Annotated in this window: 15 protein-coding genes and 1 rRNA gene; 8 read left to right on the forward strand and 8 right to left on the reverse strand. The window is 71.2% G+C overall.

Annotated elements, in window-relative coordinates; translation table 11 throughout:
* Nucleotides 1-116: ribosomal RNA gene (gene rrf / locus ABD987_RS35565) — 5S ribosomal RNA — on the forward strand; the annotation flags it as partial.
* A gap of 144 nt (nucleotides 117-260) precedes the next feature.
* Nucleotides 261-1,118, forward strand: a complete 858-nt coding sequence (locus tag ABD987_RS35570; protein WP_345404642.1) for an LLM class flavin-dependent oxidoreductase — start codon at nucleotides 261-263, stop codon at nucleotides 1,116-1,118.
* 46 nt (nucleotides 1,119-1,164) lie between these two features.
* Here the strand turns inward: ABD987_RS35570 and cobF are convergent, their stop codons facing one another.
* Nucleotides 1,165-1,947, reverse strand: a complete 783-nt coding sequence (cobF, locus tag ABD987_RS35575; RefSeq protein WP_345404645.1) for a precorrin-6A synthase (deacetylating) — start codon at nucleotides 1,945-1,947, stop codon at nucleotides 1,165-1,167.
* Between the two features lie 130 nt (nucleotides 1,948-2,077).
* Between cobF and ABD987_RS35580 the strand changes: the two genes are divergently transcribed.
* From ABD987_RS35580 to ABD987_RS35590, 3 genes are all read left to right on the forward strand, one after another.
* Nucleotides 2,078-2,284, forward strand: coding sequence for a heavy-metal-associated domain-containing protein (locus tag ABD987_RS35580; protein WP_345404648.1), 207 nt, complete (start codon nucleotides 2,078-2,080; stop codon nucleotides 2,282-2,284).
* Nucleotides 2,281-4,521 (forward strand): heavy metal translocating P-type ATPase, encoded by a 2,241-nt coding sequence (locus ABD987_RS35585; protein ID WP_345404651.1) that lies wholly within the window; start codon nucleotides 2,281-2,283, stop codon nucleotides 4,519-4,521. The genes ABD987_RS35580 and ABD987_RS35585 overlap by 4 nt, the downstream gene beginning before the upstream one ends.
* A gap of 135 nt (nucleotides 4,522-4,656) precedes the next feature.
* Nucleotides 4,657-5,094 carry a pyridoxamine 5'-phosphate oxidase family protein gene (locus ABD987_RS35590; RefSeq protein ID WP_345404654.1) on the forward strand — a complete coding sequence of 146 codons (438 nt, stop codon included), beginning with the start codon at nucleotides 4,657-4,659 and terminating at the stop codon, nucleotides 5,092-5,094.
* Nucleotides 5,095-5,128: 34 nt separating this feature from the next.
* Here the strand turns inward: ABD987_RS35590 and ABD987_RS35595 are convergent, their stop codons facing one another.
* The 3 genes from ABD987_RS35595 to ABD987_RS35605 all read right to left on the reverse strand — a co-directional run bounded on the left by ABD987_RS35595 (nucleotide 5,129) and on the right by ABD987_RS35605 (nucleotide 7,151).
* On the reverse strand, nucleotides 5,129-5,410 hold the full coding sequence (locus tag ABD987_RS35595; RefSeq protein ID WP_345404657.1) for a metal-sensitive transcriptional regulator: 282 nt from the start codon (nucleotides 5,408-5,410) through the stop codon (nucleotides 5,129-5,131).
* Between the two features lie 93 nt (nucleotides 5,411-5,503).
* Nucleotides 5,504-6,313: a hypothetical protein gene (locus tag ABD987_RS35600; protein ID WP_345404660.1), complete on the reverse strand. Its 810-nt coding sequence runs from the start codon at nucleotides 6,311-6,313 to the stop codon at nucleotides 5,504-5,506.
* Nucleotides 6,314-6,431: 118 nt separating this feature from the next.
* Entirely contained in the window at nucleotides 6,432-7,151 is a 720-nt protein-coding gene (locus ABD987_RS35605) for an MgtC/SapB family protein (RefSeq protein ID WP_345404663.1), read from the reverse strand.
* Nucleotides 7,152-7,320: 169 nt separating this feature from the next.
* Between ABD987_RS35605 and ABD987_RS35610 the strand changes: the two genes are divergently transcribed.
* Nucleotides 7,321-8,004 carry a maleylpyruvate isomerase N-terminal domain-containing protein gene (locus ABD987_RS35610; RefSeq protein ID WP_345404666.1) on the forward strand — a complete coding sequence of 228 codons (684 nt, stop codon included), beginning with the start codon at nucleotides 7,321-7,323 and terminating at the stop codon, nucleotides 8,002-8,004.
* Nucleotides 8,005-8,008: 4 nt separating this feature from the next.
* Here the strand turns inward: ABD987_RS35610 and ABD987_RS35615 are convergent, their stop codons facing one another.
* From ABD987_RS35615 to ABD987_RS35630, 4 genes are all read right to left on the reverse strand, one after another.
* Nucleotides 8,009-9,304, reverse strand: coding sequence for a copper resistance CopC/CopD family protein (locus ABD987_RS35615; protein WP_345405190.1), 1,296 nt, complete (start codon nucleotides 9,302-9,304; stop codon nucleotides 8,009-8,011).
* Between the two features lie 59 nt (nucleotides 9,305-9,363).
* Nucleotides 9,364-9,945 (reverse strand): hypothetical protein, encoded by a 582-nt coding sequence (locus ABD987_RS35620; RefSeq protein WP_345404669.1) that lies wholly within the window; start codon nucleotides 9,943-9,945, stop codon nucleotides 9,364-9,366.
* 211 nt (nucleotides 9,946-10,156) lie between these two features.
* A complete protein-coding gene (locus ABD987_RS35625; protein WP_345404672.1) occupies nucleotides 10,157-10,843 on the reverse strand; it encodes a winged helix-turn-helix transcriptional regulator in 687 nt (228 codons plus the stop codon).
* Between the two features lie 49 nt (nucleotides 10,844-10,892).
* A complete protein-coding gene (locus ABD987_RS35630; protein WP_345404675.1) occupies nucleotides 10,893-11,780 on the reverse strand; it encodes an AfsR/SARP family transcriptional regulator in 888 nt (295 codons plus the stop codon).
* 267 nt (nucleotides 11,781-12,047) lie between these two features.
* On the opposite strand from ABD987_RS35630, the gene ABD987_RS35635 reads away from it, so the two are divergent.
* Both ABD987_RS35635 and ABD987_RS35640 read left to right on the forward strand, forming a co-directional pair.
* Nucleotides 12,048-14,312, forward strand: a complete 2,265-nt coding sequence (locus ABD987_RS35635) for a TOMM precursor leader peptide-binding protein (RefSeq protein ID WP_345405193.1) — start codon at nucleotides 12,048-12,050, stop codon at nucleotides 14,310-14,312.
* A 69-nt stretch (nucleotides 14,313-14,381) separates the two neighbouring features.
* A complete protein-coding gene (locus ABD987_RS35640) occupies nucleotides 14,382-15,836 on the forward strand; it encodes a SagB/ThcOx family dehydrogenase (protein WP_345404678.1) in 1,455 nt (484 codons plus the stop codon).
* Nucleotides 15,837-15,849 lie beyond the last annotated feature (13 nt).

Here is a 15,849-nt window from a genome sequence, read left to right on the forward strand (position 1 = left end):
CGGTGGTTATAGCGTCGCGGGGAACGCCCGGTCCCATTCCGAACCCGGAAGCTAAGCCCGACAGCGCCGATGGTACTGCAACCGAAGGGTTGTGGGAGAGTAGGACACCGCCGAACATTACCTGAAGAAAAAGGGCCCTGCCCGGTCGAGAACCCCCTGGTTCTCCCGGGCAGGGCCCTTTCTTCGTTGCCCGAGTTCGGCCGAGACGCCGGGCGCTAATCCGGTTGACACGCTTCCGCGCGGCTGGGCAGGCTACGGCCATGCGCTTCTCGTTCTGCATCCCCAACTTCGGTGACTTCGCCGACGCCCGAGCGGTGGCCAGGGTCGCGGCGGCGGCGGAAGAAGCGGGCTGGGACGGCCTGTTCGTCTGGGACCACGTGGTGCTGGACAAACGTCCCGGCCGCGCGTTCGGTGATCCGTGGATTCTGCTCACGGCCGCCGCGCTCGCCACCGAACGGATCCAGCTCGGCCCCATGGTCACGCCCGTCGCCCGGCGCCGCCCGCAGCAGCTCGCCCGTCTGGTGTCGACGCTGGATCACCTCTCCGGTGGCCGGGTCGTGTTCGGCGTCGGGCTTGGCGCGCCCCTCGACGCGGAGTTCGGCGACTTCGGCGAAGCCACCGACCCGAAGGTGATCGCCGGGAAGCTGGACGAGGGCATCGACCTGATCAGCCGCTTCTGGACGGGCGAACCGGTGACGTTCTCCGGCGAGCACTTCACGGCCCGCGACGTGACGCTGTTGCCCGCGCCGGTGCGGCGGCCCCGCCCGCCGGTCTGGGTGGCGGGCCGCTGGCCCAACCGGCGGCCGATGCGCCGGGCGGCCCGCTGGGACGGCGTGGTGCCGATCTTCGAGGCGGCAGGCGACACGGGCCTGCCGGACCTGGGCGAGGTGCGGGACCTGATCGGCTTCATCCGGCGCGAGCGGACCACCGACGCACCGTTCGACGTGGTGATCGGCGGGACGACTCCCGCCGATCCGGTCCGGGCGCGTCATCTCGTCGAGCCGCTGGCCGAGCTCGGCGTCACCTGGTGGGAGGAGAGCCTGCCGTTCGGCAGCCCGGAGGAGGACAAGCTGGAGCCCGTGCTGCGCCGGGTCGAAGCCGGGCCGCCCGCGCTGTAGATCGCGCCGGCGAAAGCCCCACGACCGCTCGCCAGGAGCCGTGGGATCACCGCGTTTCGGGGGCTCCCTGGCTGGGGCGGCGCAGCAGGTAGATGTCCATGATCCAACCGTGCCGCGCACGGGCCTCGGCGCGGGTTTCGCGGATGCGGTCCGACAGCGCGGAGTCGAGCGGCCCGGAGAGCAGGATCTCGTCCGGAGTTCCGACGTAGGCGCCCCAGAAGATTTCCAGTCCGGCGTCGGTGAACCTGTCGAACGTGGTGTGCGCGTCGAGCATCACGAAGACGTCGTCGACGCCCGCGGGCCAGCCCGAAGCCAGCCGCCTGCCCGTGGTGACCTGCACCGCGGTCCCGATCTGGTTCATCGTCGTGCGGTGCCGGGCCACCAGCGCGGACACACTGCTCACCCCGGGCACGACCTCGTACTCGAAGGCCACGGTCCCCCGCGCCAGCACGGCCTCGATCAGGGTGATGGTGCTGTCGTACAGCGACGGGTCGCCCCACACCAGGAACGCGCCGTGCTGCCCCTCGGCCAGTTCGTCGCGGATCATCCGCTCGTAGACGTCGGTCCGCCGCCGATGCCAGTCGGCCACCGCGGCCAGGTAGTTCCCGGGATCGCGATCGCGGGGCGGATCGGTGGCGCGCACCACGCGATACCCGGGGCGGGTCACGAACCGGTCGAGGATCTCCTGGCGCAGGCGGACCAGATCGGCCTTCTCCTCGCCCTTCTCCAGCACGAAGAACACGTCGACCCGGTTCAGCCGGTCGATCGCCTGGACCGTGAGGTGTTCCGGGTCGCCGGCGCCGATCCCGATCGCGTAGAGCTTCCGCATACCCGGCAGTCTGCCCTGCCCGCCACCGGGCATACCGTGGGGGCGGGAGGTAGCAAACCCTTACCCCCATGGGGTATAAAGACGGTAGGCGGTGATCACCGCCGCGGTACTACTGCGAGGAGCGAGTCCCATGACCGAAGCCACCTACACCGTCGAGGGTATGACCTGCGCGCACTGTGCCAGCTCCGTGCGCGAAGAGGTCGGCGAGCTCGCCGGCGTCGCTTCGGTCGATGTCGACGTCGCCACCGGATTCGTGAAGGTCACCAGCGAGGCACCGCTCACCAGGGACGAGATCGAGGCCGCGGTGAGCGAGGCCGGATACCGGCTTGTCGCATGACCGCCACCACCGCGCCGCACCGGGTCGAGCTCACGATCGGCGGGATGACCTGCGCCTCGTGTGCCGCCAGGGTCGAGCGCAAGCTGAACAAGGTCGACGGGGTGTCCGCCTCGGTCAACTACGCGACCGAGAAGGCACACGTCGAATACCCCGAGTCCGTATCGGTCGGCGATCTGATCGGCGTCGTCGAGGCCACCGGGTACACCGCGAAGGCGCCCCAGCCCGAGAAGCCGGAGGCCGGACCCGCCGAACCGGGAGACGAGACGCGCCTGCTGCGTGACCGGCTCATCTGGTCCGCGGTCCTCTCCGCGCCGGTGATCCTGCTGGCCATGGTCCCCGCCCTCCAGTTCACCAACTGGCAGTGGCTCTCGCTGACCCTGGCCGCGCCGGTCGTCACCTGGGGCGCTTGGCCGTTCCACCGTGCCGCGTGGACGAATCTGCGGCACGGCGCCGCCACGATGGACACCCTGATCTCCCTCGGTGTCGCCGCCGCCACGCTCTGGTCCCTGTACGCCCTCTTCTTCGGCATGGCCGGAATGCCGGGCATGACGCACGGCTTCGAGCTGTTCAGCGAGCCCGGGGCGGGTGGCGTCAACATCTACCTCGAGGTCGCCTCCGGAGTCACTACCTTCATCCTCGCCGGCCGCTACTTCGAAGCCCGGTCGAAGCGCCGCTCCGGCGCCGCGCTGCGAGCCCTGCTCGAACTCGGGGCGAAGGACGTCGCCGTCCTGCGTGACGGCCGTGAGCAGCGGGTCCCGATCGGCGCCCTCGGCGTCGGCGACCTGTTCGTCGTGCGGCCCGGCGAGAAGATCGCCACCGACGGCGTGGTCACCGAGGGTGGTTCCGCCGTCGACGCGAGCATGCTCACCGGGGAGTCCGTGCCGGTCGAGGTCGGGCCGGGTGACGCCGTCACCGGCGCCACCGTCAACGCGGGCGGCAGACTGGTGGTCCGCGCGAGCCGGGTCGGCGACGACACCCGGCTCGCGCAGATGGCCAAGCTCGTCGAGCAGGCGCAGAACGGCAAGGCCGCGGTGCAGCGGCTGGCCGACCGGGTGTCCGCGGTGTTCGTCCCCGTGGTGATCCTGCTCGCCCTCGGCACGCTCGTCGCGTGGCTGGCCACCGGCGCCGAGGCCGACGCGGCGTTCACCGCCGCCGTCGCGGTGCTCATCATCGCCTGCCCGTGCGCGCTCGGCCTCGCCACGCCGACGGCCCTGCTGGTCGGGACCGGCCGCGGTGCCCAGCTCGGCATTCTCATCAAGGGGCCGGAGGTGCTCGAATCCACGCGACGTGTCGACACGATCGTGCTCGACAAGACCGGCACCGTCACCACCGGCCGGATGAGCCTGCTCGAGGTCCACGTCACCGGCGGGACCACCGAGGACGAGGTCCTGCGGCTCGCGGGCGCGGTCGAGCACTCCTCGGAGCACCCGATCGCGAAGGCCATCGCCGACGGCGCCGCCGAACGCGTGGGCGCGCTGCCCGCGGTCGAGGAGTTCCGCAACACCGAGGGGCTCGGCGTCACCGGGATCGTCGAGGGCAGGGCACTGATCGCCGGTCGCGCCGCGCTGCTGCGCCAGTGGAGCGTCAAGATCGACGACACACTCGACGAGGCGAGGGTGGCGGCCGAGAAGCGTGGTGCGACCGCGGTGTTCGTGGCCTGGGACGGCGAGGCCCGCGCGGTGCTCGTCGTGGCCGACACGATCAAGCCGACCTCCGCTCAGGCGGTCGCCGAGCTGCGCGCGCTCGGGTTGCGGCCGGTGCTGCTGACCGGCGACAACGAGGGCGCGGCCAGGGCGATCGCGGCCGAGGCGGGGATCGAAGAGGTCGAGGCCGAGGTCATGCCGGAGGACAAGGTCGAGGTGGTCCGGCGGCTGCAGGCCGAGGGCCGGGTGGTCGCGATGGTCGGCGACGGCGTCAACGACGCGGCCGCGCTCGCCCAGGCCGACCTCGGACTGGCCATGGGCACCGGCACCGACGCGGCGATCGAGGCGGGCGACCTGACCCTCGTGCGCGGCGACCTGCGATCCGCGGTGGACGCGATCCGGCTGTCCCGCCGCACGCTCGCCACGATCAAGGGGAACCTGTTCTGGGCCTTCGCCTACAACGTCGCGGCGCTGCCTCTGGCCGCGCTGGGCCTGCTCAACCCCATGCTCGCGGGCGCGGCGATGGCGTTCTCCTCGGTCTTCGTGGTGACGAACAGCCTGCGGCTCCGCGGCTTCCGCGCGGTCACCCGCTGAGCGGCGGGCGGTCCTCCCTGTTGCCGTGCCGGTAAGGCCACCTTGCGGGCGTCCGACGCCCGCAAGGTGGCCTTACCGGCACCACGGGAGCACGACGGCCCGGAATTGTCGGTGGGTGACGTTACCGTCGCGCACATGGCGTTATCCGTAGCAGAACGAGAGCAGTTCCTGGCCGAGCCGCACGTGGGCGCACTGGCGGTGGCGGAGGTGCCCGGCCGTGCCCCGCTGACCGTCCCGATCTGGTACCAGTACACCCCGGGCGGGGAGCTGTGGATCAACACGGGCGTGCGTTCGCGAAAGACCGCGGCGATCAGGGCGGCGGGGCGGTTCAGCCTGATGGTCCAGCGCGTCGAACCGACGGTGCGCTACGTGTCGGTGGAGGGACCGGTCACCAGGATCGTGCCCGGCGGCCGGGAGCGGACCACGGAGATGGCCGCCCGCTACCTGCCCCCGGCGCAGGTCGAGGGGTATGTCGAGTACGAACTGACCCAGCTCGGCGAGCACGTGGCCATCTACCTGCGGCCGGAGCACTGGCTGTCGGCCGACTTGAGCCCGGCTCCGCCGGGGGAGTGATCGACCGCGGCCGCCGGCGGGGAAGGAGGGTGGCTCAGGAACGCACCAGCCGGGCGATGGCGTCGGAGGCCTCGCGGACCTTGAGGTCGGCCTCCTCGCCCCCGGTGGCCGCGGCCTGCACGACGCAGGTGGCGAGGTGCTCGTCGAGCAGTTCGAGGGAGAACGACTGGAGTGCCTTGGTCGCCGCGGACACCTGCGTCAGGATGTCGATGCAGTACTTGTCCTGCTCGACCATCCGCTGCAGCCCGCGGATCTGGCCCTCGATCCGGCGCAGGCGCTTGAGGTAGGCCTCCCGTTCACTGCTGTAGCCCGCCATGCACCCGACCCCTTCGTTGTCGTCCCTTGACCGCAGTATACCTGCCGGAAAGTATACCCTTCCCGGGTATGGCGTGGGCGGTCCTCGCCGAGGTCAGCCGCCACTCGCGGCGTCGGAAAGGGTGGCGACCGGTTTGACCCGTTGGACCGGGACGGCGGGTTTCTTCGCACCGGGCCGGGGATCGGGCTCGGGATCGAGCGCGGCATTGGCCTTCGACAGCAGGTCGCGGCAGCCGGTGAGACTCGCGGCGAGCCTGCGCCGGACGTCCTCCAGCGCGGCCACCTTGCCTTCGGCCTCGGTGACGATCCGCTGGGCCCTGGCCCCGGCCTCGCGCACCCGCCGTTCCGCTTCGGCCTTCGCGGTCGCGTCGCGTTCGGCCAGCTCTCGCATCGCGTCGGCACGTCGAAGCGCCATCGCCCGGTCGAAATCCTCTTCGAGACGCGCGCGCCGCGCGGCGGCTTGCTCGTCCAATTCGCGGCGTCGTCGCTCGGCCTGACGCGAGGCTTCCTCGGCGTCGGCGACCAGCTTGCGCTCCCGCCTGGTGAGTTCGACCGCCTCCAGTTCGGCGTCACGCCGCGTCTGCTCGGCCTTTTCCCGCGCCCGCGTCGTGATTTCGGCGGCCTCTTCGCGGGTGAGCTCGATCATCCGGCGCGAGCGCTCCTGCAACGCGTCCGGCGCGATCGGGGTGCGGCTGATCCGGTCGATCCGCGCGCGCAGCTCGCGGTTCTCCTCGGCCAGCCGGGCCGCCTGGCGCCGCGCCTCGTCGCGTTCGGCCGTCCTCCGGCGCAGCTCGGTTTCGGCCAGCTCGACGAACTCCCGGACCTGGCCACGATGGAAACCGCGCCACGCCAGGTCGAAGCCGGCCGCTGAGCGGGTCTTCTCCTCGCCACCACCGGGGATCATGCTCACCTCCCATTTGGATGGTTTCTCCTCGGCCGCGTGTTTTCGTTGCGGTACCGGGGTTTCGGCTGCCACCAGTGTGCCGCATGGCGGGCGATCGCGCCCGTGCCGGTTGTTCCGCCTATTCTTCGAGCGGATCCTCCGCGCCCGTCGCGGTGCTGCGCACCCCCGGCAGCTCCGCGAGTTCGGCGGTGAGATCGGGAAGATCGCCGCGGCCGTCCAGCAACAGCGTGACCACCGCGATCCGTTGCCCCTCCTCGGAAACCGTCTCCCGGTCGACCGCGACGCGCACCACGATCCAGCCGCGCCCGGTGCAGGTCGTCAGCACATCGCGGAGCACGCCTTGCCCGTCGTGATAGCTGAGCCGCACGACGGGCGGCTCCTTGCGATGCCGGGCCACGAACTTCGCCAGCGGCGGGAAACCACGCGTGATCACGAAGAGCCCGATCGTGGCGGCCACCGCGAGCACCGGCAGCCCGGCGCCGCAGGCCATGCCGACCGCGGCCGCCACCCACACGGTGGCCGCGGTGGTCAGCCCGCGGACGGCGTCGCGGCGCACGAAGATCAGCCCGCCGCCGACGAACCCGATCCCGGACACGATCTGCGCGGCGATCCGGGACGGGTCGAGCGCGACGTGCTCGGTGCTCAGCAGATCGGCGAAGCCGTACTTCGAGACCAGCATGAACACCGCGGAACCGACTCCGACCAGGGTGTGTGTCCGCAGGCCCGCGCTCTTGGCCCCGGCTTCGCGTTCCATGCCGATGGCGGTGCCGAGCACCAGCGCGAGCAGGATCGGGGGCAGCAGGGCCCACTGCTCGTCCGTGGACCACAGGGCGTGCACTTGTCGATCGCCTCCCGTCCCGACGCGGTGATCACCTTCCCCGGCTACCTTGCACCTTCGCCGATTTCCCGGTGCGGGCACCCCGGGTGTCCGGTGCGCACGGCGTGAGAACCACCGGCGCCGGTCCGCGCGCATACTGAGCGTCACCTGACTCGGGAGGAGGCCGGGCGTGACGAGCGGTGCGCGGAACGCGGTGGTGGCCGAGGACCACGTCGGCTATGCCGAGGTCCGGCGCAATATCCGGCGGCTGCTCGCGAACACCCCGGGGGTGGGCGCGGAGCCCGTGCCGGCCTGTCCGGAATGGACGGTCCGTGACCTGGTCGCGCACCTGGTCGAGATCGCCGAGCGCGTGCTCACCCGCTTCGGCGCCGAGGTCCCGTCCGCCGTGCCGGGGGAACCCGGCGTCGGCGAGCTTCTCGACCGCTGGGACCTGCTCGGTGCCGAGGTGGACCGGCGGCTCGCGGTGGCGGGCGGGCAGCGCGGTGAGGTACTGGTGATGGACGCCTTCACCCACGAGCTCGACCTGCGCTTCGCCCTCGGCCACGGCTTCCCCGCCGAGCACGTGGCCTGGGTACCCAGCTTCGAGGTCCTTGTCCGCGGGTTCTCCGGGGCGGTGGTGGAACGCGGGCTGCCCGCCGTGCGGATCACCACGCCCGGCGGGAGCACCTGGCTCGCCGGGACGGGACCCGTCGGAGCCGGGGTCACCGCGCGGCCCGACGTGCTCTACCGCGGTCTCGCGGGCAGGCGGACAGCCGCCCAGCTCAGCGCGCTGAACTGGGACACCGACCCCGCGCGCTGGCTGCCCGCGTTCACCTGGGGCCCCTTCCGCCCGCCGATCTCGCCGGTCGAGTAGCGGTTCAGCCGCTCGGGGAGATCGACGAGAGCATCGCCGCCAGGCCCAGCACCACCGTCGCCAGCGCCACCTCCGCGCCGACCGCGGTCCGCAGCCGGCGCAGCGGCACCGTCAGCACCTCGGTCCCGCCGCCGTGCCGGGTGCCCGCTCCGCGCAGGACCGCCCGCCGCGCGAGGGTGGCCAGCGCGAGCAGCCCGGCGAACCCGGCCAGCTTGAGCACCAGGAGCACCCCGTAGGTCGTCGACCACAGCGCGCTCGGCGACGGCACCGTCCGGAGGCTGAGGTAGGCGCCGCTCACCACGGCCACCACCACCGACGTCGCCGCGATGCGGGAGAACCGGGCCACCACGGCGCCGACGTCCTCACCGGCGGCGGGGCGCCACAGGCACAGCGCCAGCTGGACGAGCCCGCCGATCCACACCGCGATCGCGCCGAAGTGCGCCAGGTCGGCGCCGACCGAGAAGAACATGATCGGGTCCGCGACCGCGTGCCCGGAGGCGGAAAAGGTCAGCAGCACCAGGAACCCGGCCACCATCGTCAGATTCTCGTACCGCGACCGGAGCCGTTCCGGCACCGCGTCCCCCGGCACCAGCAGCCGGGGGAGGAGCCAGGCCAGCGCCCCGGCCGCGGCCAGCCGCAGCAGGAGCAGCTTCCCGTACGCCACCCGCAGCGTCGAGGCGAGCATGCCGGGGTCGAACACCGCCGACACCCCGCGCCCGGCGACGTACGGGCCCTGCAGGAGGAACCCGGCGATCGCGGTGACGGCCGAGAGCGCCCAGCCGTAGCGCAGCACCCGGCGCACTCTCGGGTCGGTCCGTCCCGCCCGGCGGCAGACCAGCACGAAGACCAGGCCGCCGAGCAGGGCGACCCCGGCGAACGAGCCCCAGCGGAACACGGTGAACAGCGCGTCCACCAGCCCGTCGGTGCCGGTCGCCGCCGACACCGCCCCGGCCGAGGTGACCAGTGGCCCCGCGCCGACGACGAAGGCGAAGGTGCCCCGCACCGGATGCGAATCCACCGAGACGAACGCGTATTCGACCAGGTAGCTCGCGTCGGGCAGGCCCGGTTTCAGCCGGACGGCCAGTTCCTCGGGGACCGCGCCGGGCTGGAACACCGGCCCCTCTTCGACCCGGTTGCCGCGGGGGTCCACGACGTGGATCGACCCTGGCTGGATGCCGACGTCCTCCGAGAGCCGCACGGACACCTGCGCCGGGGCCCCGCCGAGCCGCGTCCCGTCACGGGGCGTCGAGGAGACGATCTCCACGTGCGCCGAGGCCGGTGCCGCGGCGAGCACGCCCATCCCGAGCCAGCCGGCCAGGAACAGCAGCAGGGCGCCGGCGCGCCGCGCCGTCCGCGTGGTCACGGCCGGGACAGCGCGGGAGCCGCCGGCCGGGACGCCCCGCAGGAGCAGCCCGTCCGCGCGCGCTCGGCGGCCGACGCGCGCCGGTGCAGGATCACCGCGACGACCATCGGGATGGTGACGATCGTGTTGTAGAACAAATGCAGTTCCACCCGGGGAACGAACATCTGGATGATGCTGGAGGGCACCTTCTGCCCGGGGAACCGCCAGCCCGCCTGCGCCTGCAGCAGCAGGAGCAAATGTTCGATGTGGTGCCAGAACTGAATACCCAGTGCCAGGTTCCACCATTGCCGTGACCGCCCCGCGAAACCTTTTCGCAACAGGAACAACGCGATCAGCATGACGATCGCGTAGCCGTAGTGCAGCCATTCCGAGCTGATCAGCCACGGAAACGGAATACCGAGCAGGCCACGCGCGTCCGGCACCTTCCAGCCGAGCGCGTAGATCTGAAAGGCCTGCACCAGATGCTCGGCCCAGTGTGCCAGTACGACGACCATGAAAACCGCGAGCGCGGCGTGGTGGTACCTGCTGTTCAAACTCCCCAGAAAACCCGTTGGCCGCGTGAATTCGGAGGTCGACATGGCAGCCCCTTCCGGCGTCCGAACACGGTTCTTCCCGACGATAGCCGCTTGTCCGCTCCGGATGGTTACTCCGGATTGTCGGACTTGACCGGTCGATTGCGCTGTTCGGCGGATTGCCCGGCGAATCCGGTGACGGTGGGTGCGCGCGCGAAAACGCCGGTGCCACCGGTGGGAACCGGTGGCACCGGCGATCGCGTCGCGCCGCGGGAGGTCAGTGGACGCTGATACCTTCGGAGGGCTCGGGCGGGGCCGGAATGTGGAACAGCTTCGTGAACAGCTCGAGGTGCTGTGGTTCGCCTTCGATCCGGACCTTTCCGCTGCGGATGGCGTCCGCGGCGGAAAGGTCGCCGGTGAGGACGTCGATGAAGCTGGGCCCGGTCGGCTCGATGACGAGGTCGGCGTCCGGGTGCGGGCCTTCACCCGCCTTGAGCGCGCCGTCGTCGATCAGGGCGTGGATCACCATGTTGTTCGCGTGCTGGATTTCGTAGGTGATGTGGACGCCGGTGGCGTTGTCGGGGTTGAAGGTGGTGTAGAGGGAGAGGATGGCGGAGTCGAGGGTGAAGATCTGGTCGGGTCCGGGGTGGCCGAGGGAGCGTGCTCCCCAGAGTCCGAGGTCGAGGACGATTTGGTCGAGTTCGGAGCCGTATTCGGTGAGTTCGTAGACGACTCCGGCGTCGAGCTGGGGCAGGACGCGGCGGCGGATGACGCCGGACTGTTCGAGTTCGTTGAGCCGCGACGAGAGGATGCTGGCGGGGATCTTCGGCAATGTCTGCTGGAGATCGGTGAAGCGCTTCGGGCCGAGTACGAGATCGCGTACCACGAGAAGTGCCCAGCGTTCTCCGATGATTTCGAGTGCGCGGGCGAGGCCGCAGAACTGTCCGTAGGTGCGAGTGCTCATACCCCGGTCCTCACATTGTCTCGGTGGTGCGTCGTCTCGGTGGTGCGTCTCAGTGGTGCGTCTCGGTGGTGCGGTGTGCTCGCCGGTCGTGCCGGCCTGGCGGGACGGAGGCGCCCCCGTCGTGGATCAGCTCGGAATACAGCCGCTGCAACCGTTCGCAGGGTTGCACCCCGAGTTCTTCGTTCAGCCGGACACGCAGGCGCCGGTAGGTCGCCATCGCGTCGGAGCGGCGTCCGCTGCGGGCCATGAGCCGCATCAGCTGTCCGTGGACCGCTTCGTCAAGGGGATCGGCCGCCGCCAGCGAACGGAGCTCGCCGATCAGCTCGTGGTGCGCTCCGCTGCTGAGCTCGGCTTCGATCCGCGACTGCCGGGTGCCCCGGCGCCGTTCGAGCAGTTCGGCCGCGTAGGCGGACAGTACCGGTCCACAGTGGACGTTCGCGAACGGCTGGCCGGTCCACAGGTCCAGTGCAGCGCGGAACGACGCGGCCGCGGCGGCGTGTTCGCCGCGTGCCTGTTCCGCGTGCCCTTTCCGTTGCAGCTGCCGGAAGGCGAAGACGTCGACCTGCGCGGGGTCGATCCGCAGCACGTACCCCGGGGGTTTCCGCACGAGCATGGCCTCGCCGTCCGGCGCGAGCCGGTGCCGGTCGATGCAGCGGCGCAGGTGGTACACGTAGGTGTTGAGCGTGGTCCGGGCGCTGCGGGGCGGGGCCTCGTCCCACAGCTCCTCGATGATCGCTTCGGTGTGCACCACCTTGCCCGGCCGCATCAGCAGCATCGCCAGCAGTTGCAGCACCTTCGGCGTGCTGGGCGCGTGGTCGGTCCCGTCGCGGATCACCTCGACCGGGCCCAGAACGGCGAACCGCACCGAGCCGGTGCCGCCGGAGGCGGGGGCCGCGTCGTACGGTGCGTTCGGTACGGTACGTTCGGCGTGCGTCACTGAACCCTCCTTCCCGGCGCATCGGGGAACAGTCTTCGTCCTTGACTGTGGCGCAGGGACCCCATCGGGTACCAGTGAGCCCGGCATCGGCGGACAGTGGGTTTCACCCCCGGTGCCATATGCGTTTCGCATACTCGATCCGTGTGGCAGGCACTGGCCGCCGGGCCGCGGTGAAAGCAGGATCTCCCCTACGGGGTTTCCCACCACGGCAGGAGTGCTTATGTGCGAGACATCGGCATCGCCCGTGCGTTCCCGGCCCGGTGCGCGATGACGGCCGGGACGGCCAGCCGGACGCTGGGGTTCAAACGGCATCTGCGCGCCGAGATCAGTGAGGGCAACGGGGCCTACCTGTTCTCCGAACAGGGCGTCATCGCCATGCGCGGCGCGCACATCGCCTCCCTCGCGGCCCTCCTGGACGGCACCCACGATCTCGACGACCTGCTCCGTTCCCGGCCCGAAGGCATGGCACCCGAACAGGTCACCGGGCTGCTCGCCCGGCTCGCCGAGGCCGGTCTGGTGAGCCTGCGCGCCCCGGAGGACCAAGCCGCCGACGAGCGCTCACTGGCCTACTGGGACGCCTGCGGTATCGACAGCGCCGCCGTCGCGGCCCGCGAGAAACCGGCCAGCGTACGACTGTACGCCGTCGGGGACGACGTCGACACCACCCAGGTCGGGCGCGCGTTGTCCGACGCCGCGCTCGACCTCGCCGAGGACAGCCGGTTCGCCGACCTTTCCGTGGTCCTGTGCGGCGACTACCTCGACCCCCGCCTCGCCGAGATCGACGCCGAGCACCGCCGCACCGGCAAACCCTGGCTGCTCGCCCGCCCGGTGGGGGCCCAGGTGTGGATCGGCCCGTTCCTCCAGCCGGGTGAGTCCGCCTGCTGGCACTGCCTGACCAGCAGGCTGTGGGGGCACCGGCACGCGGAGGCCTGTGTGCAGGCCGTGCTCGGGCACGCGGGCCCGGCGCGGCGCCCGGTGTCCGCGGTGCCGCCGTTGACCGCGGCCGCGGCCCACCTCATCGCGCTCGAGACGACCAAATGGCTGGCCGGCTACCGGTACCGGGGCCAGCACTGCGTCTGGGTGCTCGACACCCTCGACCTGCAGGGCAGGCTGCACGAACTGCGCAGGCGGCCGCAGTGCCCGGAATGCGGGGACCCGGGGCTCGTGGCCGGGCAGGCGGCGCGGCCGGTGGTGCTCGGCGCCGCGGTCAAGGTGACCTCCTCCGGCGGTGGGCACCGCACGCTCACTGCGGCGCAGATGCTCGACCGCTACCGGCACCTGGTCAGTCCGGTCACCGGGATCATCAAGGAAATCCAGCGCGACCCGAACGCGCCGCCGTTCGTCAACGCCTACCGCTCCGGGCTGAACGTGGCCCGCGGGATCACCGGTATCGCCGGCCTGCGCGCCGGGCTGCGTGGCGAGAACGGTGGGAAGGGTGCCACCCCGATCGACGCCGAAGTCGGCGCGCTCTGCGAGGCGGCGGAACGGTTTTCCGGGAACTACCAGGGCGACGAACTCCGGATCCGCGGGTCGCTGCGCTCCCTCGGCGAGGAGGCGGTGCACCCCAACACGTGCATGCTCTTCGCCGATCGGCAGTACCGCGAGCGCGGGGAGTGGAACGCCGAGCACGCGACCTTCCAGCACGTGTGCGAGCGCTTCGACGAGGACGCCGAGATCGACTGGACGCCGGTGTGGTCGCTCACGCGGCGGCGGCGCAGGCTGCTCCCCACCGGCTACCTGTACTACGGCACCCCGCCGGAGTGCGGCATTCGCGGGGTCCGCGCGGATTCGAACGGCTGCGCGGCCGGAAGCAGCCTCGAAGACGCGATCCTGCAGGGCACGCTGGAACTGATCGAACGCGACGCCGTGGCGCTGTGGTGGTACAACCGCACGCCCGTGCCGGGGGTGGATCTGGGGGCCTTCGGCGATCCGCTGCTGGAGGAGATGACCGGGCACTACGCCGACCTCGGCCGCGACCTGTGGGCCCTCGACGTCACCTCGGACCTGGGCGTGCCGGTCATGGTGGCGCTGTCCCGGCGGACCGACGGGCCGACCGAGCAGATCATGCTCGGCCTCGGCGCGCACCTCGACCCCCGGATCGCACTGCGCCGCGCGGTCACCGAGCTGAACCAGCTGCTGCCCGCCGTCGTCGAGGACGGCCCGTTGTTCGACGACGTCGACGCCGCCCGCTGGGCGCGCTACGCGACCGTCGCCAACCAGCCGTACCTGCGGCCGGTGGCGGGGACGCGGGCCAGGACGATCGGTGACTTCGAGTTCGTGCACCGCAAGGACGTCCGGGACGACGTCGAGGCACTCGGGCGTACCTTGTCCGCCCATGGCATGGAAATGCTCGTGCTCGACCAGACCCGCCCGGACGTCGACCTGCCGGTGGTGAAGGTCGTCGTGCCCGGGCTGCGGCACTTCTGGGCACGCTTCGCCCCCGGCAGGCTGTTCGACGTCCCGGTGCGCCTGGGGAGGCTGGCCGCACCGACGCCGTACGAGCGGTTGAATCCGTTCCCGCTGTTCCTCTAGAACGGCCGGAGGGAACGCGACCCGTGGGAACCGCCCTCGGGAAGCCGCGCAGGACAACAGGAGTTTCAGGTGACACCGCAGAGCCCGGACGGGCAGGCCGAGACGATCCAGCTGTGGTCTCTCACGGAGGACGCGCTGGTCGAGATCGGTGAGGACGGCTCGCTCGTCGTGGTGACCCGCTGGGGCGAGTTCGACTTCCCCGACGCCGGCGTGCTGGTCCGCGAATCGTTGCGGCGGATGGCACTCGGGCCGATCTCGCTGACCAACGTCGCCGCCGCCGTGCACTACTCGGACCCGAGCAGCGAGTACTGGACGGTCCCGCTGCGGAAGGCGCTCGGCAGGCTCGGTGGCTCGGTGGTCCGTTCGCTGGGGCTCGCCGACGGCAGGGCGCCGCTGCTCTCGGCGATCCCGGTGACGCTCGCGCCGCACTTCTCCGTGCACCCGGTGCCCGCCGAACGGCCCGTCAAGCTGTCCCGGTTCGTTTCGCTGCGGCCCGGCGCGGGCGGGATGCTGCTGGCCTCGCCGGGGGCGCGGTACAAGGTCCTGCTCGAACAGCAGCAGGCGATCGTGATCGCCTGCTCACTGGCGGCCTCGACCTCGGCCGAACGGATCGCGGCGGCGACCGGGGTGTCCCAGGCGGTCGTCACCGACGTCGTCGCCTTCCTGGTGGCCGCGGGCGTGGTGCTGACCGGGGACGAGCGGGGCCGCTTCGCCGAGGACGACGACGCCGAGCTGGCCCTGTGGGCGCCCGACGACCTCATGTTCCACACCCGCAGCCGTACCTGGCAGAGCGGCGGCCCGCCCGACCTGGAGACCCGGCGGGCCGGTGCCGCGCCGCCGGTGGTCAAGCCGGTCAGCGCCGGGCCCACCTTTCCGTTGTACCGGCCGGATCTGAGCGAGGACGCGGAGGGGACGGCGCTGACGACGCTGACCTCGTTGCTGGAGACCGATCACGTGTGCCCCGAGTTCACCGACCGTGAGCTGACCGCGGAGCAGGTCGGCGAGTTCCTCTACCGGTCCGCGCGGGTCCGTTCGGTCGGCCCGGCGCATCTGCCCGCCGGGCCGAGCCATGAGGCGTCGCAGCGGCCGTACTTCAGTGTCGCGTGTCTTTACGAACTGGAAATCTACGTCAGTGTCAACCGCTGTTCCGGGCTGGCGCGGGGTATCTACCACTATGACCCGCTGTGGCACACGTTGACATTGATCAACGACGACGCCGCGGATCTGAGCCCGATGCTGGACATGGCGATGGTCGCGGGCGGCAGCCACCGCAGGCCGTCGCTGGTGCTGACGATGACCGCGAGGATGTCCCGGATCGCGTGGGTACTCGGCGGTGCCGCCTATGCCACGACACTGCTGCATGTCGGTGCGCTGCAACAGGTTCTGTACCTCATCGCGAAGGCGATGGGGCTGGCCGCGCACGCCGTGCCGGTCGATGCCAGCGATCGGGTCGACCGGGCACTGAAACTGGAATGGCCCGCCGAAGTGGGTGTCGGCGAGTGCGTTCTCGATTTCCCTTCGTGACCGAATCCTCCGA

It is taken from the genome of Amycolatopsis samaneae, assembly GCF_039541975.1.
Classification (GTDB): Bacteria; Actinomycetota; Actinomycetes; order Mycobacteriales; family Pseudonocardiaceae; genus Amycolatopsis; species Amycolatopsis samaneae.

What these genes read in the sequence shown, in the direction of transcription:
- ABD987_RS35570 (WP_345404642.1), top strand. Translation starts at nt 261, where the DNA reads ATGCGCTTCTCGTTCTGCATCCCCAACTTCGGTGACTTCGCCGACGCC.
- cobF (WP_345404645.1), bottom strand. Translation starts at nt 1,947, where the DNA reads ATGCGGAAGCTCTACGCGATCGGGATCGGCGCCGGCGACCCGGAACAC.
- ABD987_RS35580 (WP_345404648.1), top strand. Translation starts at nt 2,078, where the DNA reads ATGACCGAAGCCACCTACACCGTCGAGGGTATGACCTGCGCGCACTGT.
- ABD987_RS35585 (WP_345404651.1), top strand. Translation starts at nt 2,281, where the DNA reads ATGACCGCCACCACCGCGCCGCACCGGGTCGAGCTCACGATCGGCGGG.
- ABD987_RS35590 (WP_345404654.1), top strand. Translation starts at nt 4,657, where the DNA reads ATGGCGTTATCCGTAGCAGAACGAGAGCAGTTCCTGGCCGAGCCGCAC.
- ABD987_RS35595 (WP_345404657.1), bottom strand. Translation starts at nt 5,410, where the DNA reads ATGGCGGGCTACAGCAGTGAACGGGAGGCCTACCTCAAGCGCCTGCGC.
- ABD987_RS35600 (WP_345404660.1), bottom strand. Translation starts at nt 6,313, where the DNA reads ATGATCCCCGGTGGTGGCGAGGAGAAGACCCGCTCAGCGGCCGGCTTC.
- ABD987_RS35615 (WP_345405190.1), bottom strand. Translation starts at nt 9,304, where the DNA reads ATGGGCGTGCTCGCCGCGGCACCGGCCTCGGCGCACGTGGAGATCGTC.
- ABD987_RS35620 (WP_345404669.1), bottom strand. Translation starts at nt 9,945, where the DNA reads ATGTCGACCTCCGAATTCACGCGGCCAACGGGTTTTCTGGGGAGTTTG.
- ABD987_RS35625 (WP_345404672.1), bottom strand. Translation starts at nt 10,843, where the DNA reads ATGAGCACTCGCACCTACGGACAGTTCTGCGGCCTCGCCCGCGCACTC.
- ABD987_RS35635 (WP_345405193.1), top strand. Translation starts at nt 12,048, where the DNA reads ATGACGGCCGGGACGGCCAGCCGGACGCTGGGGTTCAAACGGCATCTG.